The 21,117-nt window shown below is 44.4% G+C and carries 14 protein-coding genes and 1 tRNA gene; 2 read left to right on the top strand and 13 right to left on the bottom strand.

The features are described 5' to 3' along the window. Positions 1-98 precede the first annotated feature (98 nt). The 6 genes from BUR09_RS16295 to BUR09_RS16270 all read right to left on the bottom strand — a co-directional run bounded on the left by BUR09_RS16295 (position 99) and on the right by BUR09_RS16270 (position 7,312). On the bottom strand, positions 99-1,832 hold the full coding sequence (locus tag BUR09_RS16295; RefSeq protein ID WP_074218006.1) for a relaxase/mobilization nuclease domain-containing protein: 1,734 nt from the start codon (positions 1,830-1,832) through the stop codon (positions 99-101). After that, a complete protein-coding gene (locus tag BUR09_RS16290) occupies positions 1,832-2,215 on the bottom strand; it encodes a plasmid mobilization protein (protein WP_074218005.1) in 384 nt (127 codons plus the stop codon). Before BUR09_RS16290 ends, BUR09_RS16295 begins: the two co-directional genes overlap by 1 nt. A gap of 429 nt (positions 2,216-2,644) precedes the next feature. Continuing rightward, positions 2,645-5,206, bottom strand: a complete 2,562-nt coding sequence (locus tag BUR09_RS16285) for an ATP-binding protein (protein WP_074218004.1) — start codon at positions 5,204-5,206, stop codon at positions 2,645-2,647. Next, complete coding sequence (locus BUR09_RS16280; protein ID WP_074218003.1) at positions 5,207-5,830, bottom strand: hypothetical protein; 624 nt, start codon at positions 5,828-5,830, stop codon at positions 5,207-5,209. It abuts the gene before it with no gap. Positions 5,831-6,219: 389 nt separating this feature from the next. Further along, positions 6,220-7,104, bottom strand: a complete 885-nt coding sequence (locus BUR09_RS16275) for a tyrosine-type recombinase/integrase (protein WP_074218002.1) — start codon at positions 7,102-7,104, stop codon at positions 6,220-6,222. A gap of 131 nt (positions 7,105-7,235) precedes the next feature. Then, positions 7,236-7,312, bottom strand: a tRNA-Arg gene (locus tag BUR09_RS16270). A gap of 682 nt (positions 7,313-7,994) precedes the next feature. Between BUR09_RS16270 and BUR09_RS16265 the strand changes: the two genes are divergently transcribed. After that, positions 7,995-8,888, top strand: coding sequence for a DMT family transporter (locus BUR09_RS16265; protein WP_074218001.1), 894 nt, complete (start codon positions 7,995-7,997; stop codon positions 8,886-8,888). A gap of 349 nt (positions 8,889-9,237) precedes the next feature. Here the strand turns inward: BUR09_RS16265 and BUR09_RS16260 are convergent, their stop codons facing one another. From BUR09_RS16260 to BUR09_RS16230, 7 genes are all read right to left on the bottom strand, one after another. Then, positions 9,238-10,356 (bottom strand): ABC transporter permease, encoded by a 1,119-nt coding sequence (locus BUR09_RS16260; RefSeq protein ID WP_084539535.1) that lies wholly within the window; start codon positions 10,354-10,356, stop codon positions 9,238-9,240. Beyond that, a complete protein-coding gene (locus BUR09_RS16255; RefSeq protein WP_074218000.1) occupies positions 10,353-11,480 on the bottom strand; it encodes an ABC transporter permease in 1,128 nt (375 codons plus the stop codon). The genes BUR09_RS16260 and BUR09_RS16255 overlap by 4 nt, the downstream gene beginning before the upstream one ends. 20 nt (positions 11,481-11,500) lie before the next feature. Then, positions 11,501-13,336 carry an ATP-binding cassette domain-containing protein gene (locus tag BUR09_RS16250; protein WP_245796754.1) on the bottom strand — a complete coding sequence of 612 codons (1,836 nt, stop codon included), beginning with the start codon at positions 13,334-13,336 and terminating at the stop codon, positions 11,501-11,503. Further along, complete coding sequence (locus BUR09_RS16245; protein ID WP_074217998.1) at positions 13,296-14,336, bottom strand: efflux RND transporter periplasmic adaptor subunit; 1,041 nt, start codon at positions 14,334-14,336, stop codon at positions 13,296-13,298. The genes BUR09_RS16250 and BUR09_RS16245 overlap by 41 nt, the downstream gene beginning before the upstream one ends. Continuing rightward, the gene (locus BUR09_RS16240; RefSeq protein ID WP_074217997.1) at positions 14,329-15,858 is read right to left on the bottom strand and encodes an efflux transporter outer membrane subunit; all 1,530 of its coding nucleotides are present in this window, start codon (positions 15,856-15,858) and stop codon (positions 14,329-14,331) included. The genes BUR09_RS16245 and BUR09_RS16240 overlap by 8 nt, the downstream gene beginning before the upstream one ends. Before the next feature lie 404 nt (positions 15,859-16,262). After that, positions 16,263-16,982 carry a tetratricopeptide repeat protein gene (locus BUR09_RS16235; RefSeq protein WP_074217996.1) on the bottom strand — a complete coding sequence of 240 codons (720 nt, stop codon included), beginning with the start codon at positions 16,980-16,982 and terminating at the stop codon, positions 16,263-16,265. Between the two features lie 216 nt (positions 16,983-17,198). Next, positions 17,199-17,756: a DUF4875 domain-containing protein gene (locus BUR09_RS16230; RefSeq protein WP_074217995.1), complete on the bottom strand. Its 558-nt coding sequence runs from the start codon at positions 17,754-17,756 to the stop codon at positions 17,199-17,201. Between the two features lie 615 nt (positions 17,757-18,371). Between BUR09_RS16230 and BUR09_RS16225 the strand changes: the two genes are divergently transcribed. After that, complete coding sequence (locus tag BUR09_RS16225; protein ID WP_074217994.1) at positions 18,372-20,864, top strand: 2-oxoacid:acceptor oxidoreductase family protein; 2,493 nt, start codon at positions 18,372-18,374, stop codon at positions 20,862-20,864. Positions 20,865-21,117 lie beyond the last annotated feature (253 nt).

Below are 21,117 nucleotides of genomic sequence, written 5' to 3'. Positions count from 1 at the left end.
AGGGACTACACTTAATAAATTAAACATTACTTTTCAATATATTACACACGACATACAAACATTATCTCCGTATCATTCTCACACTTATAAGGCTTAAATTAACGCATATGCTTCCGAGTAAACCTTCTATTCTTCAACTCCTCTGCAAATCTCTTAGCTTCTACATCGCTGCTCGCATAAATGTCCTTACGACAATCTCGTACTACACCACCATTCTTAAGCTTATAGGTTATGTTACCTTCGTTATCGACTGTATAAGTCATTCCTTCCAAAAGATTATCTACTGGGCGCTCGTTATGGGCTGCCTTCTCTTTCGTCTTTGAGGATTGAAGGACAGCTAATGCCTCCATGTTACCGGCCTCTGCTTTTTGCCGTAAAAACTCATTCCAGTTCCCATATGGGATTTCCTCTTTGATTTTGGCGCGCCGGTTCGCATACTTTTTCTTGAGCAATTCTTCGTGGCGGAGCTGCTCTGCCTTGATTGCGTTGACTAAGTACCTTTTTTCTTTCCAGTTCAGCGTACTATCGATCCGGTACTTTTTAATTTTTATTTTCCATTTAAGCCTCTGTTCACTTGCTTCTTGCTTTCTTTGCTCCTTCTGCTGTTCAAACATTTTTTTCCGCTTTTTAATGCCTAGTTGGTACTCTTGATACAATTTCCCTCGCTCCGGATCACGATGAAGGGGCTTGCTCTCGTACCCCTTTTTAGGGGTACTCTTCCGCCCTTCGTTCAGTCTCTCCAGCTTCCCAAAATCAGCCTCCAATCTGGCCCTGGAATACTCTCGCCCTAAGCAGCTCAATTTCGCATGAGGTTGACTCTTTCCTCTTGTTCCCAAATCGGCAACAACAGCCCCGCGTCCGCGTTCTTTGATGGTGATATTTAACTCGTCCTGAAGAATGTTTTGAAATTCCTGCCAGGATAATGCTGATGCTCGTGCAGAATCGATAATGTCTTTATGCCGCTTAAGATATCCATCGAAACTTTCCTGCCCTGTATATGCCTCCATGACCTCAGCTTTTTCATTCTTATCCCTCTGCTCATCCTGACTACTCGGAATAAACTCTTCCTGTGCAGGATAGAATTTTTTCTTCGCCTGGTATGCTCCTAAACGTTCTTCGAGTTTTTGCTTATTCAAAGACACATGGACGTCATGCCCTACAATTCTGCTCCCTCTTGAGTTTTTTTCGAACGGCGCAATCAAAAGCTCTTCTTTACACGACACCGACAGCCCATAACTAGCCATTGAAGCATGAATATCTTCCCAAGTTCGTGCTGCGGCCACAGCAGGAAGGATACTGTTCTTTTTATCCACGACATATTTATGCAGCTCTTGCCGCCGCTTTCTACCTGGATCAATTGTAATTTTGTATTCTTTCTCAAGCTTGCGGCATAACTCATCTCGCTTCCAGTAATCATAGTAAGGAGCATGCCGTGTCTTCTTTTCTGGGTGGATCATGTTGTAGGCAACATGCATATGAGGATTGGCAGTATTAATATGAACACCGCAATGACGCTGGTGTTCCTCAAAACCTAAAACTTCAGCAAAACATTTTTCGATGTCTTTAAAATCATCTGTCGAAAGTTTGCTTTCATCTTCAGGTCTAAAGGACACAATAAGATGATAGGTCTTTTCTTTAGTGGTTCGTTCATTACATGCCTGCGTTGCTATGACTTCTGAAATTCCCAATTGATAGTCATCATCGGCAAGACATCCTGCGTTCCATGTGGCAAGGCACTTTTCGCCCTCATGAGAAGCGTCAGCAATATAGTTAGCTAAACGTGCATAATCATCGTTTTTAGGCTTAGGGGAAGACTGCCTAGTTGAGATCATCACTTCACCCTCTTTGAAGAACGCTTCAGAATGACCTTTTCAGCGAGTACTATCAGTCGCCTAAGCTCTTCCTGTCTGTCTTCAATCTGATACAAAATCCTGCGTATATCTTTGTAGCTCATCACTTTTTGCACCTTCTCCGTCAGTGCCAGTTTAAACAAACCACCTAGACGTCCAAGATCAGCATTCACTTTCAGCAAATCTAAAAAAGCTTCTTTATCTATTTTGGAGTTAACTTCCAGACCTAGTACAACACGACGTATAAATTCAGATACAGAAAGACCGCATTGTTCAGCCAAAGTTGCAATGCGGTCACGTTCTGATTCAGTCATGTACGACTTCATGCAGACTTTACGGACTTTCTCCGGAGATTTTTTATTCATCTAAATTACGACTCCTTTTTCTTACGTTGAGCCTGTAGGCGAATAAGTTCTTCCCCACCTTCAGGTGGCAGGCCGTGAACTAGTCCCACTTGAAAAGTGGGACTAGTTCACATGTCCTGCCTTCGGACTCCAAAAGAGTAAAGCATAATTAAAAATATTTTTCGATAACTATATGTAATGTATCACTATTTATCACTAATCACTACAGTATCTTATTGTTTATCACTGTCTATTGTTTACTATTACTTATCAAAACGCTCTAATGATGATTGTCTAAAAAAAAAGCTCTAACTTATATCGCTAGAGCCTTTATGTTCAATTTATGACACAAGCCACAAATAATCACATTTATCATTAGTAACATCAAAATCAAGGAGACTAGCACCTGCTTAGTCGTTCAACAAAATAAATTTACCTAAAAAGATCATGCTAGGAGACTAGTTGTCCTTCCCCCATCGGTAATGCTTTTGAAAAATGCTGAAAATCCCTTTGAGCATCTGCGTTTAAATAGTGTCCCTCAACTGCTTGTTCCATTAACCTTGAAGAACACTCAACTGCATCACTAATTCTTCCTCGATAAAATGCTAGCCAAGCTGACACCCTTAATCGAATAAGTTTTTCTGCATCGCTCAAGGCACATTCCTTCTTCAAGATAGCATTAGCAATATGATGAGGCTCTTGCATTAGAGCACTAACTAGAGCAGCATTCCAAGCTGCTATGTTTTTACAGCTAACATCTTCCACAACAGTTTGTTCTATAGGATAACCCTGACCAACAATTGCTAAGTTAATGCATTTAGCAAAATCATCATTCTTAAATCTTGAGATTAAACGTTTATACATCTGTTTTGATTGCTTATAATCACTTTTTCTTAATGCAATGAAAGCAAGATTTAATTTTGAGATTAGGCACTTGCTTTCACAACGATCAAACATTTCTTTTGCTCTATCAAAGGACTCTAAGTTCATTAAACAAAAGCCATGATTATTAACATCATCTACATGAGTATAGGGAATCTTGTCCTTAAGCCTAGTACTCCACTGACATATTTTCTCTAGCACTATTGCACAAGAATCAAAATTCCTCTTTCGAATCATCTCTTCGACCTGATCGTAGCTATCGGTTCTATCAAGCACTAAAATCGGAGTTAACGCACGATAAGGAACCCAAGAAAGTATAACGCTTTTAACAGTTAAAAGATACTGATCAAACTGATAGTTAATACTTGATGCAAAGTCTTCGACTTGATCATAAACGACCTTACATTCATGCTCCTCTTTAACAGGACACAACACTAACACAGTTCTATCTTTGCCTTTAACGGTTAATTCTGCACGCGCTGCATAATAGCCACAATACCCATGAAGAGAAGCCCAATATGCCGGAAGCTCTAAAGAGTGCTTCGCTGTAATTGAGTTGATCTTTTCTTTGACACTAGAAGAAAAATCTTTTTCTGTATCAATATCAGCCAATCTCTTAGTATCACTAACAAATTCACCTACGCCACTATTGCAACCATATCCAAGACGATGGAAAACCCCTTCTCTATCAATTAACTCAATCTCTATTTTTTGAGGCAGCAGTTCATTATATAGAAGCAAAGCAAACTTATTAGCCAAACGATCTTCAAACTTTGAATGCTCTTCTATCGTCAGACGCTCACCCATAATTTCTTCGTAGACATATGATACATAAAGGTTATCGATTGCATCACCGATAAAACTATAGTCAATGCTCGCAAGCTCTGCAGGAGAATAGTTACGAATAGTTGAAAGCAGCAAGTCACTTTTGAAACTAAAGAGCGAGAGTTTATAAATATCATCAAATTTATCAAAAAACAGATCTCGAGTTTGAAACTGAACATCGCTTGACAATGGGTTAAATGCATTTTCTAACAACAAGATCGAGCGAATACCAACTCCCTGATACCTATAAATGTAGGCAAAAGATGATAGGTCATCGAAACTACAAGATTCTAGCGCCATTTTTATTCTACGGCTATTTTCTGAAATATTTGAATAATACTCCATTACTGAATCCATCACAGCACGATTCAAAGTGAGACGCTTTAGTGCTAAATCATTACTAAATGCTTCAAACATTTTTGCACATAACACTCTAATATGTAATGGATTTCCGTTACTTCGAGTAACAACCTCATTTAAGGCCTGTTTATCAAAGCATGACAGCGCTTCGTACCTTGATAAGCGCGCTTTCTTTCTAAGCGGTTCAAGCACTAAATCTAAGGCCTCAGAGGGATTAAGGCCATCTAAAATTTGGGACTTAGCTGTTCGACAAAACTTATCAAAATTACTGCATGAAAGCATTGAAGGTAGACCAGCGCCAATAACGCTTAATCGTGGTATATTTTCACTTAATTGCCTAATAAAGGAAAGAAGTGTGTTGTTCTTTGAAAGTTCTTGAAACTCATCAACAATGATAACAAGCCCTTCATATTCAGATTGAGATAGAGCTTGAACTACTTTCATGAAATCTTTTTCTAATGACTTAATTGAAAGCTTAGTATTGTTATTAGAAATGAAGCTTGAAAAAAGAGTCGGAAACCTGAGCTCCCTTTCTAAGTAGCTTGAAGGATGAGCATCTAAACTTTCGGTTAAAGTAAACCATATTTCTTGTTGAAATGCAGAAAGACATCCCTCTTCCATGGGATCAACTTCTGAATAAATATGATCAAAGACTTCTTTAAAAAACTGAAACTCGCAAACGGAATCACTAACAGGAACTTCATGATGAAATACAAAAAAACCATAATCTTGTAATAGCAAACGATATTGATGTAACAACGACGACTTGCCGATAGATTTATCGCCAGAGATTATCCAATTTGGAATCTTCCTTTCTTGGGCAAATCCTTCTAAAACATTTTCGAATTCTTCTAACAAACCACTACGACCTGCAAACTCACGACGTTTTAAGATATGCGTATTGTGATCATAAGGGTTCGTTAGTTCTCTCAACTTACTCGTCATTTAAGCCACCATCCCTTGCAAATCATTTATAATCCCAGTCTTAGCTAAATACTCCCAAATAAGTGCAGCCTGACCGGGACGTCGCGGCAATTTATTATATGCTTCAATTTTTTTATAAATTGTACTTTCTTTAGTTACCCCAAGCGCAATTTCAATCTCCCTAAGAGTGCTTCGAGTAATGATAGTTCCCTTTTCAAGCTGCAAACAAACTGAGTCTACAAGTTCTTGATTCTTTTCATTATTTGAAAATATTTTTTCTATAATACCTTTTACTTTCAACACATTAGGTTCATTATCAGCCAATGCACCGCTCTGCATAAGGACTGAATAAAGCAGTTCAAGGGCATCAAGCAGTTCTTTTTCACTAATTTTTCTCTCGACAACATCAGTCGTCAGCTTCTGCGCAACGTGTTCATATCCATAACTTTTTTCATTACTAACCATATTAACAAGTAACGAACACCCACTACCAGCCACCAAACTTTGAACATCCCCCACACCACACCCAAAACAAGTCCCTGCAATAATTAATGATACCCCATACAACAATTCTTTTTCACTAGATAAATATTGCTCCGCTCTAACCGCTGCTTGCAAAAATGCATCTTTCATCTTGTCTATCATACGACCACCATTCAAATAAGATATCCCTTTCATGACAAGAGGTTGCTGTTTTTTCAAGCATTCTAATTCATTTAAATTTTTAGTTCACTTTTTACGCAGACTAGTAACGATAACTTACTTCCTGGAAGTCATGTTGGAGGACCTTCTAGGTCAAGTGCACTATAGGAAATTTTGTTAACTCATTAGAGATGACAATTATGGCTTATTTAATCGTAAGCCAGCTCAGCTCTATTTATCCTCCTATGACTTGGCCAAAATGTAGCAAAAAAGCGATAGCTACTATTTACCTATCGCTTTTTTGCTACCCTCTAATTCTCTATTACTATTTATCACTCCCTATCACTATTTATTACATACAACATGCTTAAATTTCTTACTATTTCTTCAAATTACAGTCTTGACGTTACGCTGTTTTGCATATAGTCATTTAGATACGCTACTGCTTCACGTCCTTGATGAGGGGCTAAGTGGGCATAACGCATAGTCATTTTTATGTCACTATGACCAAGCAATTGACTTACCACAGCAATTGCAGTGCCCCCTTGGACCAACCAAGATGCGAATGTGTGACGTAGTGTATGAAAAACGACGCGCTGACGACGATCTTTAATGCCGTTATTTAAATCGCAGGCTTCGACAGCGCGTCTAAAGAGTTTACCTGCAAACTGAATTTTATTTCCGTATATAGTAGTGAAGAGATATGATCCCGTATTACGGGCGAGATAAGTTTCAGCGATTTCAAGAGCAGCCCCGTTTAACGGCACTACTCGGTTGACTGACTTAGTATCTACTACAGCGACAGTCTTTGCTGAAAGATTGATATGCTCAGGAAGTAAGTTGAAAATTTCACCGGAACGTAATCCGGTAGATAGTGCGAATAGACTGATGTCATGCCAGAGATCGGAGCGACGTTTTAGCTCTGACAATAGAACATACGATTCTTCTCTTGTAAGAAACCTTGTTCTATCATTATTCACTCTCGGCATTTCAAAGATTGGCAAAGGGCCTGGGTATAATTCCCACTGAATCGCTTTTCTAAGGATTCTTCGAAGTAGCCCTAAAATATGATGAACAGACTGCGGACTTAGTCCTTTAGCTTCTGCTTTTTTTCGTAAGAGAAGAATATCAATACTCTTAACCGAATCCAATTCTTTGGCACCTAAGTACGGGGCAATATGCATTTCCCATACTCGAATGTCAGTTTTTGGTTTACGGATGGAAGGCAGTTTCAGCTCTTTGTATAGGCTCCACGCAGATTCGACAGTATTTTTCATATGTTTGCCCCCAAGTTTAAAGATTTTACTTGAAACTTGCGAAAGCAAAAACTATGTCTATTCGATATTTGTTTAACCATAAAAAAAAGTCCTTGTAGAACAAGAACTTTCTAGACTCTTTTATAGAGAAATGGTGCGCCTGACAGGAGTCGAACCTGTGGCCTGCCGCTTAGGAGGCGGCTGCTCTATCCAGCTGAGCTACAGGCGCATGCGAGATGGGTCTTTTACTCTCAATTATAGATAAAGGTCAAGGAAAAGTCTGTAATGATTACTTTTACCTTGCCTAGCATCTCAACTACTGCACTTTGTCTTTCCATTTCAACTAGATAACCTACGCCCGTCTCTTTTTTAACTATTTTTTCTGCGACTTTCGGTGGCTCATCCCACTCTTACACCTACTTTTATTCTGACAAACTAAAAGCCACCCTCTCCAGAAAGTTGTTTCATGGCCCATTCTATGCCGCTCGCCTGAGGTGTTATGAATCAGACCATCTCGGTTCTTGTTAGGATGCTCTCCATCTCAGGGCAGTCATAGGTGGTAAGATTTAAACCGTCCCCCCCTCTTACGTACAACACACTAACCACCTTTAAAATAGAGATAATTTTTATCTTAAAAATTACCCTCTAGGATATTCTCCTTGCACATCTAATCTTAGATTGTGTTCTGCGCTCTTTCTTGATACTGCGCGATTTCGGCTATCATATACTTTGATAGCTGTTGGCGTTTGTTATTTACGTTTTCTTGAAAATGCTGATGTACTGTACTCCTGCAAGGCTACCTTATTTAAATTTCCACCCAATTTAATATGTTAAAGCGCGCTGTCACATGCAAGGTACGATACTCTTTTTTCTACCCTAATAATGTTTTGTACAAATAACGAGTGTACATAATGATCCGTTCAAATTCTTCTTCCGCCCTGCTTAGCGTTGTAGCAGGAGCAATTTGTATTAGTTTTTCCGCTGTGTTTGCAAAACTTGCTTCCACAAGTCCGGACGTTTCTGCATTTTACAGAACCTTCATTGGCGGCACCTGCCTGCTTGCTCTCTCTTTAGTTCAGTGTAGAGAAGCGCTATTCCCCCTGCTTAAGAAACACTCCGGTCTGCTCTGTGCTGGTGGTCTGTTCCTTACGCTGGACCTCATGGCTTGGCATCGCTCCATTAACATTCTGGGTCCCGGTGTCGGAACAATTCTTATCAACTTTCAGGTGTTCTTCCTTGCCATTGCAGGCTGGATGTTCTTCAAAGAACGCCTTACAGCTCGCTTTGTGTTTGCCGTACCGCTTGCACTTGCAGGACTCTGCATGCTCATCGGCATTACACTCGACAGCTTCCTTACAAGTGAATTCTCCGGTATCGGACTCGGGCTTGCAGCAGCGCTCTGGCTCGCGCTCTATACTCTCATGGTTCGCTACATCCAGATGCGTAGCCCAGAAGTATCTCCAATTGCAGTTGTAGCGCTTGTTTCGCTTGCCTCCGCTGCCAGCATGGGGATTTTCTTTATGTGGAACTCCACCTCCATTGCTATTCCAACAGCAACAGACGGCATGTGGTTGTTCCTCTACGGACTCATAAGTCAGGCCATAGGCTGGCTGCTTATTTCACGCGGCTTACCGGGCATCCCGACTTCTCAGGCAGGATTAACAATCCTCATCATGCCAGCGCTATCGTTCATCTGGGATATCATCTTCTTTGCGAGACCAGCAGGCATTATGGAACTTACAGGTGGTCTCCTAGCCCTTACCGCCATTTGGCTCGGCACATCCTCTCAGGCGTCGGCTAAGTAATACTTCTTTGCCTCCGGCGGCTGGGGGAAACCTTGTTGAAACAAGGTTCTCCCCCAGACCCCCTTCCAAAAACTTTTATTCGCGAGATCACCACGTCATATATGACTTCTCGCGGCTGACGCACCACTAACTTAACTAAGAAAAAAATGCTGCCCTTCATATGAAGGGCAGCATTTTTTGTTTCATAATCCTCTTTAAGAGTACTTGATTAAATATAACAAAAAGTAATGACGCATAAGCCGCATAACTCAATAACCAACGGAGCGACCTCGCGAATGAAAGTTTTAGGAGAGTCCAGAGAAGCCCTTTTTCAAAAGGGTTCTCTGGCCGCCGGAGGCAAAACAAAAATCTACTGCGTCCTAAGCCTGAACATAACAGCTGCGGCGGGCATGGTGACGGCAGATATTAAAAGTAACGGCCAGATAAAATGCCATGTAACGGACAGATCTGCCCCCATGAGGAAAATCTCACGTAGCGCCTGAACAACATATCTGAGCGGATTGATGAGCGTACCTGTCTGCAACCACTCGGGCATGTTACTTATGGGCGTCGTAAATCCCCCAAGAAGCACCGACGGCATGATGAAAACGAACGCTCCTAGTAGCCCCTGTTGCATGGTTACAGACATGGAAGAAATAAATAGCCCCACACCTACAACTGCAACCAAGAAGGCAAGAAGAACAACGATGAGTGCTGAAATTGTTCCTCTGAACGGTACGTCGAACCAATAAGAAGCGCCTAGAGACAAGATCATTGCGTCAGCCAGTCCAAAAAAAACACATGGTACAGCTTTGCCGATAAGTATTTCATATGGCTGAAACGGTGCAACAAGAAGCTGATCAAACGTACCGAATTCTCGCTCACGAGCTACCGAAAGCGCTGATAGCAGCATGGCGATAACCATACTGATAATCCCACCCAGTGATGAAACAATGTACCAACGTGTTTCCAAGTTCCTGTTAAACCATGCACGGCTAACAAGCGAGGTATGCAGACCAGATGAAAGAAGCTCTGTCTGCAAGGATGTACCATATTGCTGCGTAATTTCCTGAACATACCCAAGTGCGACAGAAGCAACGTTTGAATTTCGCCCATCTGCTATAATCTGAATGACTGCCGTTTCGTGATTGATGATTTTGTCTGCAAAATCTCGTGGAATATGAAGCACAAGACGAACTTTTCGTGTGTTAATCAGTTCTGGAATCTGTGCTGTGGTATCTAAGGTATGAACCAGTTCAAAATGTGGTGATCCATTAAAATGGTTGAGCAACGTGCGGGACTGCTCAGTCTTCGACTCATCCAACACGGCATACTCCACGTTCTGTAAATCAAATGTAGCCGCGTAGCTGAAGATAACAAACTGAAACATCGGCGGTACGATGATGACAAACCGACTCTTCGGATCAATCAGAATCAACATAAATTCTTTGACTACGAGAGTCCAAATCCGCTGTAGCATTTCGATCATTGTGGCAACCTACGTCCTAACTTTTTGCGTGCAATCAACAACAGGACAACACTCATAAGAACCAGCACAAGGCTTGCCGGAATCAATACAGACCAGACATTACCAGCTAAGAATAAGGTTTGCGTAATGGTTACAAAGTACTTTGCCGGCACAATGGTACTTATATACTGAACGGCTTTAGGCGTACTTTTTAAATCAAACATGAGGCCGGACAAAAAGAATGCCGGAAGGAATGCGGATAAAACGGACCCCATTGCCGCCACAAATTGAATACGAGCGGCAGAGGAAATAAACAGCCCGAACCCAAGTGATGCGAGCAAAAACACACTGCCCAGAAGAAAAAGAAGAAAGACAGAACCTCTAAGCGGAACATCGAATAAGAAGACTCCAAGAAGAATGGAAAAGCCCATGCCTATCATACCAAGACCATAGTACGGCACCAACTTTCCTAAAAGAATTTCGTTTGACCGGATAGGCGTGCTTAACAGTGCTTCCATCGTTCCCCGCTCCCACTCTCGAGCAATAACCAGTGCGGTTAACTGCGTGCCTATGAGCGTCATAATCAGTGTCAGCAGTCCGGGGATAAGAGAATACGTACTAGTTGCCGCTGCATTAAACCAAATGCGCGATTCAATCATAATCGGAGGCGAATACTCTACACCAGCTTGCATTGCAGCTCGTTGCGCCCACAAGCCTATGGCATTCTGTATATAGCCTTCAATAATTCGTGCCCTGTTCGCATCTATTCCGTTGAGAATAAGCTGAATGGGTGCTTCTTGTCGGGATAACAAAAGCGATAAAAAATTTGAGCGGACATGAATGATACAGTCCACCTCACTTGTTTGCATAAGCTGAACAGCTTCCGACATGGAATGCACAGTCACCGGCGAAAAGTAACGGGATAGCTGAAAACGTGCTTTCAAATCCTGCGTCACCTGACTTGGTGAATCGACCACAATCGCAATAGGCACATTGTTTGGCTCCAAGGAAACGCCGTAGCCAAAAATAAGCAACAGTACCACTGGCATAACAATCCCCAACAAAATGCTACTGGGATCTCGCTTAATTTGCAGCAATTCCTTTCGGATAAAGCCACGGAGCCGTAAATAGGATAGTCCTGCCATGCGTGTATTTCCTTCCTGTTCTACTCACCTGCTAGTTTAATAAATGCATCCTCAATTGTCGGATCAGGAGTTTCTTTACTTACTGCCAGTTCTCTAATTTGAGCAGGCGTTCCCGCTGCAAGCTGCTGCCCCTGTGCCATAATTAACATATGGTCACAGTATTCTGCCTCTTCCAGAAAATGCGTAGTGACGATGACTGTTACTCCCTCACGGGAGAATTTGTTAATTCTCGCCCAGAATTCGCGCCGCGCAAGCGGATCTGCACCGGATGTAGGTTCATCCAAAAACAAAATTTCCGGCTCGTGCAACATTGCAGCCGCCATTGCCAACCGTTGCTTAAAACCAGCAGGCAGGCTCTGCGTCACCGCATTCTTACGATCTTCCATATCAAACTCACGCAGCGCCCAATCCAGCCGCTGTTGTAAGTGCGAACGATGCAAGCCGTAGGCTTTGCCGTAAAAACGCAAATTTTGCTTAACCGTAAACTGTTGATAGAGAGAAAATTTCTGCGCCATATAGCCGATACGAGACCGTGCTCTTGACGGTGCCGTACGCATATCGTTACCAGCCACATTGATTTCGCCACCGGAAGCCTTTAACAACCCGCACAGCATACGGAATGTGGTGGTCTTACCCGCCCCGTTGGCACCAAGCAGCCCAAAGATTTCACCCCGACATACGGAGAAAGAAATGTTTTGCACCGCTGTAAATGCACCGAACTGCTTCAACAGATTCGACACAACAATAGCCGGTTCTTTTCGCGCTATGACCTGTTTTTCCAGACCATGCACGATTTCAACTGACTTCTCCTCAGCGGGCTTCTCAATAGCAGCCCCGTCCTGATGAAGCATATCTACAAAGACATCCTCAAAACGTGGTGGCACCGGCTCCAAGTCTAATTTTGAAATCTCTTGGTGAGCCTTGTCCTCTGAAAGTAGTGCTTGAGGCCGTACAGGACTGTCTTTTGATAAAACAACTCGCACCACACCGGACTGAATAGAAGCATCCACAACATCACCCCGTTGCAACATCTCGCCATGCAGCGTGCGCGCGGTTTGCGGAGCTTTTGGTGCTATAGAAAAAACACGTCCCTCAACTCTGCTGTAGAAACTTTGCGGCGTCCCTTCTGCCAACTTAACGCCATGATGCATAACAATAACTTCGTTACAGCGTTCAGCTTCGTCCAGATACGCTGTAGATACAACTACCCCCACGCCTTCTTCTTCAACCAGCTGGTACACAATGCGCCAGATGTCGCGCCGCGAAACAGGATCAACACCTACTGTCGGCTCGTCTAAAATAAGTAGCTCAGGCACTTTTACCAAACAACACGCAAGCCCAAGCTTCTGCTTCATACCGCCGGAGAGCTGCCCTGCACGTCGTTGAGTAAATTCTCCAAGATCAGTCATATCCAGAAGACGCGCAAACTGCTCTTTTCGGGCTACCATCGGCACATCTTGCAAGTCTGCATACAAGTCCAGATTTTCTTGAACTGTTAAATCTTCATACAGCCCGAACTGCTGAGGCATGTAGCCAATTCTGGAACGCATACCGTCTGCTTCTTGAACTACGTCGTAGCCAAGCACAGTCATACTGCCGGACTGTGGAACAAGTAGTCCTGCGGCAAGACGCAGACAGGTTGTTTTACCTGCACCATCCGGCCCCACCAGCCCAGTAACGCTTCCCGCTTCTACACTCAGACTCAAGTCATCCAACGCAACAATAGGACGCTTGCTTTTGGGTTTGAAAACAACACGGATATTCTCCGCCAATAACAGCGGCTGCCCTGCCTGAACTTCCTGCATCGGCATAGAGTTACTGGCTCCGGGAACCGTTGTCTGGCTTCGGATCAGCATCAGGGATTACTGAGGAAGAAGTATCCAAAGCAATAGTCACAGGCATCCCCAATTTTAGTCTGTTATCTGGATCATCCACCCACACCCGCACTTCGTATACGAGCTGTGTTCGCAACTCTGTTGTTTCCACTCGCTTCGGCGTAAATTCTGCCTGCGGTGAAATAAAACCAACCCAGCCTTTGAAAGGCTCTGCAAAGGAGTCCGAATATACGGAAGCTCTCATACCTTCCATCACGAGTCCAAGTTCAGGTTCCGGTAAATAGGCGCGCACCCACTTAGGTTCTGTAACAGCGAGGGTAAATGCTACACGCGATGGGGAAGCAAGCTCACCAAGCTCTGCAATGCGGTTCTGAATAATGCCATTCACTGGCGCAACAAGCTTCAATTCACCCATGCGAACCCATAACAAATCTACAGATGCTTTCAATCCCTTCAACGTTGCTTTGGCCTCTGCAATATCTTCCTTGCGATAACCTTCCTCAGCGAGGCTTAATCCGTTTTTTTCAATCGCCAATTCCGCCTGAGCAAGCTTCACCGAGGTTACGGCATCATCAAGGCTTTGACGTGTACTTGCGCCGGAAGGCGTTGTGGTTTTCACACGACGAAGCAACGCCTGTGCATTTTTCAACTGAATCTCTGCAGCCTGAACTTTTGCCCTAGCCTGCAACACCTCCTGCGGACGCAAACCTGTTGTAAGGCGCTGAACAACTTCTTCCTGCGCCTCCACACGTGAAATTGCTTCCTGCAATTGAGCAGCGAGGCGATCTTTCTTAAGCACAGCAAGCACCTGCCCGCCCTTAACGACATCGCCCTCATCCACGTACATTTGTTCAATATATTCCTGCTCACTGAACGACAGCTGTACAGTTCTTAAGTCAATCTGACCGTAGAGGGTTACTTCTCTTTTATTATTCACCAGCTTGGAAGGATTTAAATACCACCAAAACACAAGTGCGATGCAGACAAGCAGTAAGATCAACAGCAGCTTTTTCTTATTCATTCATCAGCTCCTTATCAGCACGAACCTCTGCGTTACTGTTTCCATTACCTATGCGCTCCACATCATTAGTAGGCACAGCCTTCGAATTATTCTGAGCCACATCCCAGCCACCGCCGAGTGCCCGATACAGATGTATGACCTCACCAAGCTCCTGCTGACTTGCAACCACAAGAGCATCTTCAATTTCTATCTGTTCAAGCTCCCGCGCCACAACCGTATCTTTGCTTGCAAGTCCCCCCGCAAACAGCTGTCCGGCAAGAGCCGTAGCCTGCGTCAACTCCTGCATAGCACATGATAGTTCCGCAACCTGGCGTCTTGTTTCGGCAATGCCGACAGCACTGTTTTCCACTTCTGCAACTGCTTCAACAACCGTCTGCTGCAACTGGAACTTGCGCTGCTCTGCTAGAGACTCCTGCACTGCTACCTGTGCATCGATACGTCCACCAGTGAAAACCGGAGCCCAAATGCCAGCACCAAATGTATATACAAGAGTGTCTGCATGAAGCAGCTTTTCGAAATCAGTCGACTGGAAGCTTAAGACACCGCCCAACGAAATTTTAGGGTAACGCTCTCCTTCTGCTGCACCAATACGGGCTACAGCTGCGGCGTATTCCTGCTCAGCCTGACGTACATCCGGTCTACGTGAAAGCAGGCTTGCCGGAACATCCATACCGGCAACCACAGGTACAGCAAGCTGACAGCCCTCAGCATAGGAAAATTCACTCGGCGGCATCCCCAGCAGCACCGCAATACTGTTTTCTGCAACCGCTTTTGCCTGAATAAATGCATGCAGTTGTGCTTTTTCCTGCCGGACAACGGTTTGTGCCTGCAAATAATCCTGACGCGTTCCCGTTCCAGCGTTAAACCGCGAGCCAGTTAGTTGGGCTTGCTGTTTCAGCAATAACATTTTTCGTTCTAATATCCGGATACGAGACTCCAGAGTACGCAAATCAACATAGGCAAGTGCAAGTTCGGCCACCAGTGATACAGCCGCATCCCCATACGCTGCACGGTTTGCCTCAATAGTACTGTCAGCAGCTTCAACAAGGCGTTGTACACGCCCCCATAAATCGAGCTCCCAGCTTGCAAGGGCTGCACCCGCAAACAAGTTTGTCTGAATACCACCCGGCACCCCAATAAGTCCCTGAGCATCTTCCGCGGCACGAGTTCTGAGCCCATAGCCGCCCAGATACGCCTTTGGCAGTAAATCAGCACGACTTACACCGCGCTGCGCCCGCGCCTCAATTATCCGAGCACGAGCTATCTTGAGAGAAAAATTCTGCGTCAGTAATGTATCGACCAGCCGTTCCAATTCTGCATCGTTAAACTGCGTCCACCAGTGAACAGCTGTACTTTCCGGCTGCAGCATTGGAGTGCACGCCTTCCACTTTGTACCGTGGAAGGCCGAAAGATCCGGTGCAACGTAGTCTGGTCCCACCTTCCAACAACCACTCAACGCAACTGCTGCAAAGATCAAACAGACAAACTTCATAACGCCTTCAACAACCACTTGTTTCTTCATGCACGCCCCAACCAACTGTGGTTTATAAGAAAATTATTTGCATACTAAGACATACACTTTTTTTAGTTTTTTATTAACATGTTATAGGGATTTTATGTGGTGGGCTTATGATAAGTCTTCGGTGACGCTCAAGAGCGGGCTGCCTCCGGCGGCCTAAGAGCCTTTCTGAGTAGAAAGGTTCTTAGGAATCTCCAAAGACTTTTATTCGCGGGGTCAGCCCGTTGATTATGACATCACGCGGCTTATACATCACGACCTTTTCCGTTACGTTAGAAATAGGCTTTCAATAAAAAAAGGCTGGCCTTCGTATGAAGGACAGCCTTTTCTACTATCAGAAAGGTAGGATATCTAAGCCACGAGACTCCATAAACAGACTTGGCTCGCGGTTCAAAGTTCAGCTAGAGCTATTTCATTTGCTCCAAGCAGATGTTCAGGTTTTGCTGACATGCTTTAGCAATTTCAGAATCTTCCTGACCAATACGCTTACAGCATTCAATAGCTTCTTCAAGCGCAGTTTTTGCTTCTGGAAGCTGTTGAGCAAGCATAAGCGCAAGACCTTTGTTCATGAGTGAAAATGCGGTCTGCTCGTGGTCACCGTAAACCTGCTTTTTAATATCAATCGCCTGCTGATGCAGTTCGATAGCTTCTTCAGGTTTACCCTGCTCTTCACGCAGACGTCCGAGGTTGCCAAGACAGTCAGCTACTTCTGCGCTGTCATGACCCTTTTCAGTTGTCCAAATGTTAATAGCTTCCATGAGCACGAGTGCTGCATTGTCGAGATCTTTCTTCGCATAAAGAATGGAAGAAAGGTTAAGGAATGCATGTGCCATGTCATCCGCAGTAGTGCCCTCTGCAGTCTGCATAATTTGAATGCCTTCGTTAGCAATGGCTTCTGCCTGATCCATGTCACCAGTATATAATAAAATGCGGCTCGCATTCTGAATAAGCTTTGCTCTGAGAAGCATGTTTTCAGGCGCAACTTCTTCCTGCAATCCAATACAGATCATTGCAGCCTCAAGTGCTTCTTCCATCATACCGGATTCAGCAAACTCTACAGCGCGTTTCTGGAGTTGAGTAATCTGCTCCAAGCCTTCATTTTCAGTAGTTGTCTCTGTGTTAGTCATAACATTCTCCTGAGCGAAAAAATGCAAGAATCACGCCGTATCCGAGCGTTTCCTGCTTGTGTGTCTCATAGTTAGTATCCCACTGAAATAGCCTCGATCTCTTGTATCCACAAGCTTTTTAGCGTCGCCCGCAATATTGCAGTGAACAAAAAAGATGCGCATATGCAACGTTTACTGTTGCATATACGCATCGCATAATTCGAAAAACACGTCTCGTTATCCATTGTTTTCCATAAAGCACGGCACAAGTTTAAAGATCGGGAAGAATACGTCATCCACAGGAATATCCATTCTTTTAGCAAGATCTTGTTTGCGATCCAGAATAGTCTGCTTGTTTTTTGATTGTTCCAGAATCCATGTACGAATACGAAACATTTCCCGTTCTGTCGGCATCTTGTCTGCAATATATCCCACCCAAGTTGCGGCGGGCTTTCCGTCCCAACCAATTGCTTCCGGCGCATAGGTCATATCCAGAACCTGCGGGAAAAACTCTGCATAATCTTTTGAAGGATAGAGCTTTACTACTATCACCTGCATTTTACTCTGATTATGCAGATCAAGCGCAGCGGCTTTCGCTGTGTCTACCAAGTCCTCTTTCGAAAGCAAATGAGCCTCCGGCACCACAACGATTGCGCGCATGCGACGCATATTTGTCTTTTGAACATTCTCACTTTGCACTGCAACACACTTAAACTCTTTAACCTCTGCCAGACAGCTTTGTGCGATTACTAACGTTAACAACACAGCAATGGCAGTACAGAATTTCATAGGCATGGGTGAATCCTCTAAAGTGGTGTTATGCGTTGCTCCCCCTCGCAACACGGGACATCATCAGAAAGCTTTTGTTTTGCACCTGCAACAAGAAGTTTCTTTTGTAACACATTAGATAGAACTACTTCAATATGTTGATGATTTTCTAATTAACTGTATTTTTCCTTCTGAAACATGGTAGACATACAAACTTTGAAGTCACCTACTCACTCTATCAACGTAAGTACAACTGCGCATAGACAGAACACTATCTTTTGCAGACAGCATAACACTCCTAATTCTATCAAAAACCGACAGATAGAGTCTTATGCTGGACAAATTTGTAATTTTCGGTACAACTAATTTCCACATTTTTAGCAAGCACATGCAAAGGGACACATTCCCTGCTGTCGGCGTCAACCGCAGGTTTCCGCCATATTGGTGCTCTTTTAACGCACTGTAATCTTGTATAAATACAACACCTGTGTAATGACTAATCAAACGAAAGTTTACACGATTTGTGTTGAGAACACAGACTCAGATAATTACTCTGCTGTGTTACGTGTTTTTCTTTACTGCCTAAGTAAAACACACAACCCACAGCACCATTACTTTATTTCAATTACGAGCGAGTAAACCATGAATGCTATGAAAAAGTTATGTACTGAGGAAAATGGACATAAAACAGTCCTGCAGGGGAACATCGCCTTTGCTGCTGGATGCGTACGCAATGGCATCCATGCTGTAGACGGCTACCCTGGGACTCCTAGTTCTGAAGTAATCGACAAGGGCTTGTCACAAGTTCAGGACATGATCACTGTTGGCTGGTCCGTTAGTGAATCTGTTGCACTTGGCGTTGGACACGGCCACACCCTTGCCGGTCGCGACTGTGTTGTAACCATGAAAATTCCGGGACTGTTCCAGGCTGGTGACGTATTCACAAGCCTTGCAACCTTCTCCGTTCCTCGCGGTGGTCTTGTTCTTTATGTAGCAACAGACTTTACCCCAAGCTCCACTCAGCACGTAATTGACCCGCATCTTTTATACAAAAGCTCTTTTGTTCCTGTATTTGAACCTCGTAATCATCAGGAACTGTACGAGTCTTCCAAAATTGCGGCTGACCTTGCACGCAAGTTCAACACCGCAGTAATTATCCAGCCAAGTGGCGTACTCTGTCACAGTGAAGGTCTGGTAACACTTGCTGAGACCGAGACTCGCGATATCGCAGAAGTTGCGCCAATGAAGCAGCTTAACGCACTGCCTAACCTTGCACGCATCAACTACGACCGCGTTATGGATGAGCGCATGCCTGCACTCACCAAGTACATCGAAGAAAGCCCGCTCAACGTTCACATTAAAGGCAACGGCAAACGCGGCGTTATCGCATACGGTGTAAACGCTCTGTACATGGAAGAATACAAAGAGCTGTACGACAATGACATCGATGTACTCTCCCTCGGGTTCACCAACCCGCTTCCAATGCAGAAAATTAAAGATTTCTGTGCATCCATTGAAGGTGATGTATACGTTCTGGATGATGGCTACCGCTACTTACAGGACGAATGTGCAGCTGCCGGCCTAAAAGTAATCGGCAAGCCTGAATTCAGCAAAGTAACAGAATGGACTCCAGCAAGCATTGCTGCATTCCTTGGTGAAGACATCACCACAAAAACTGTTGCTGCTCAGCCAGTACCGCGTCCGCCAATGATCTGTGCAGGTTGTCCTTACCGTCTGTTTGCTCAGGTTGCATCCCGCATGAAAAAGAGCGGTCAACTTGAAGCTATCTTTGGAGACATCGGCTGTAACACTCTGCTCTACTTCATGAACGCACTCGATACCGGCCTTGCAATGGGCGCAAGTGAAAGCAAACGTACTGGCTACGTTCTTTCCAAGCCTGAATCCGCAAGCAAATGTATCAGCCTCATTGGTGACGGTACCGAATGTCACAGCGGCATGGACGCAACCCGTAACGCTGTATTCAGAAACGTAGCCGGTGTTAAAGTTCTTCTCGACAACGAATGGACTGCTATGACTGGCGGTCAGCCAAGCCCAAGCTCCCCTGTTAACCTCGCAGGCGATGAAAACCGCTTTGTGATGACAGAAGCACTCCGTTCTCAGGGCACTGATGTTGTTGCTGTGAGTGCATACAACTACAAAGAAATTAGAAAGAGCTTACGCAAAGCACTTGCAGATGCAGAAGAAGGCAAGTTTACCACCCTCGTTGTTCAGGGTACCTGTATCCGTAAAGTGCCAAAATCTGCTTACGGTCAGAAGCTCACTGTTGATACTGAAAAATGTATCGCATGTGGCGCATGTAACATCTGTTCCGGCTTGAGCCTTGATGAAAACGGTCAGCCAGTATGGAACAACATCTGTTCCGGTTGTGTATCCCAGACTCCGGCATGTATGCAGATGTGTCCAAAAGGTGCTATCTCCGTTGTTGATCCTAGCGATGTGAAGGTAGAGAAAACAACTGTTGAGCTCCCTGAGCCTCCACAGGACATCACTGTACCTGCCCTTTCTGATGAAGAACGCCCAGAGCGCCTTTCTCTCTCCATCCGTGGTGTTGGTGGTCAGGGTAACCTCTTCTTCGGTAAGGTTCTCGCTCAGCTCGCGTTCACCGCAGGCTACGGCGACAAAAACATCATCAAAGGTGAAACACACGGCATGGCTCAGATGGGCGGCCCAGTTATCTCCACCTTTGCATGTGGTAATGTTCGCAGCCCGCAGATCATTCCAGGCACAGCTGATGCTCTTATCGTGATGGAAAAGAGTGAACTTCTGCGCCCGGGCTTCCTCGGTATGCTGAAAGATGGCGGAACAATCCTCTTCGCCGACACAGCTATCGTTCCACAGGGCTTTGATGCTGAGCAGTACCCTTCTGATGAAGCAATTGCAGAGCTTGTAGAAGGCTACAACGTAATCAAGCTCGACATCCTCAGCGAAGCAATCAAACTTGGCGATTCAACTGGCCGCAGTGCTAACGTTGTAATGCTCGGTGCCCTCAGCACCGTAGCACCATTCAACACACTGCCTAAAGAATGCTGGTTAAGCGCACTTAAAAACGTAACCCCTGCTAAAATGTGGGCTGGCAACTACGCAGCCTTCATGGCAGGTAAAAACCTTATGTAGTAAAGTAGCCGCTCGGCTATTTTCAGACTGAACGAAGCTCCCCATCGTATTGTGCGGTGGGGAGCTTTTTTTGTTACCTCACTAGCCGCAATCTAGCACTATCCTAGAGTAATCGTTGCACTAACGAGAAAGGCTCTAGGATATGCCCGACTTACTCTCGCACAATATTCCTGCTTCTTGGAAATAACGATCTAACCATAGCAATACAACACTCTCTCAATACGGATTTGTCCGGCCTATGTGATTATGTTAA

The organism is Halodesulfovibrio marinisediminis DSM 17456 (assembly GCF_900129975.1).
Taxonomy (GTDB): domain Bacteria; phylum Desulfobacterota; class Desulfovibrionia; order Desulfovibrionales; family Desulfovibrionaceae; genus Halodesulfovibrio; species Halodesulfovibrio marinisediminis.
The sequence above is the reverse complement of the archived record's forward strand: the minus strand, read 5'-3'. Positions and strand labels throughout refer to the sequence as shown.

What these genes read in the sequence shown, in the direction of transcription:
- BUR09_RS16290 (WP_074218005.1), bottom strand. Translation starts at nt 2,215, where the DNA reads ATGAATAAAAAATCTCCGGAGAAAGTCCGTAAAGTCTGCATGAAGTCG.
- BUR09_RS16275 (WP_074218002.1), bottom strand. Translation starts at nt 7,104, where the DNA reads ATGAAAAATACTGTCGAATCTGCGTGGAGCCTATACAAAGAGCTGAAA.
- BUR09_RS16255 (WP_074218000.1), bottom strand. Translation starts at nt 11,480, where the DNA reads ATGGCAGGACTATCCTATTTACGGCTCCGTGGCTTTATCCGAAAGGAA.
- BUR09_RS16235 (WP_074217996.1), bottom strand. Translation starts at nt 16,982, where the DNA reads ATGACTAACACAGAGACAACTACTGAAAATGAAGGCTTGGAGCAGATT.
- BUR09_RS16295 (WP_074218006.1), bottom strand. Translation starts at nt 1,832, where the DNA reads ATGATCTCAACTAGGCAGTCTTCCCCTAAGCCTAAAAACGATGATTAT.
- BUR09_RS16280 (WP_074218003.1), bottom strand. Translation starts at nt 5,830, where the DNA reads ATGATAGACAAGATGAAAGATGCATTTTTGCAAGCAGCGGTTAGAGCG.
- BUR09_RS16250 (WP_245796754.1), bottom strand. Translation starts at nt 13,336, where the DNA reads ATGCTGATCCGAAGCCAGACAACGGTTCCCGGAGCCAGTAACTCTATG.
- BUR09_RS16230 (WP_074217995.1), bottom strand. Translation starts at nt 17,756, where the DNA reads ATGCCTATGAAATTCTGTACTGCCATTGCTGTGTTGTTAACGTTAGTA.
- BUR09_RS16245 (WP_074217998.1), bottom strand. Translation starts at nt 14,336, where the DNA reads ATGAATAAGAAAAAGCTGCTGTTGATCTTACTGCTTGTCTGCATCGCA.
- BUR09_RS16260 (WP_084539535.1), bottom strand. Translation starts at nt 10,356, where the DNA reads ATGATCGAAATGCTACAGCGGATTTGGACTCTCGTAGTCAAAGAATTT.
- BUR09_RS16285 (WP_074218004.1), bottom strand. Translation starts at nt 5,206, where the DNA reads ATGACGAGTAAGTTGAGAGAACTAACGAACCCTTATGATCACAATACG.
- BUR09_RS16240 (WP_074217997.1), bottom strand. Translation starts at nt 15,858, where the DNA reads ATGAAGAAACAAGTGGTTGTTGAAGGCGTTATGAAGTTTGTCTGTTTG.
- BUR09_RS16225 (WP_074217994.1), top strand. Translation starts at nt 18,372, where the DNA reads ATGAATGCTATGAAAAAGTTATGTACTGAGGAAAATGGACATAAAACA.
- BUR09_RS16265 (WP_074218001.1), top strand. Translation starts at nt 7,995, where the DNA reads ATGATCCGTTCAAATTCTTCTTCCGCCCTGCTTAGCGTTGTAGCAGGA.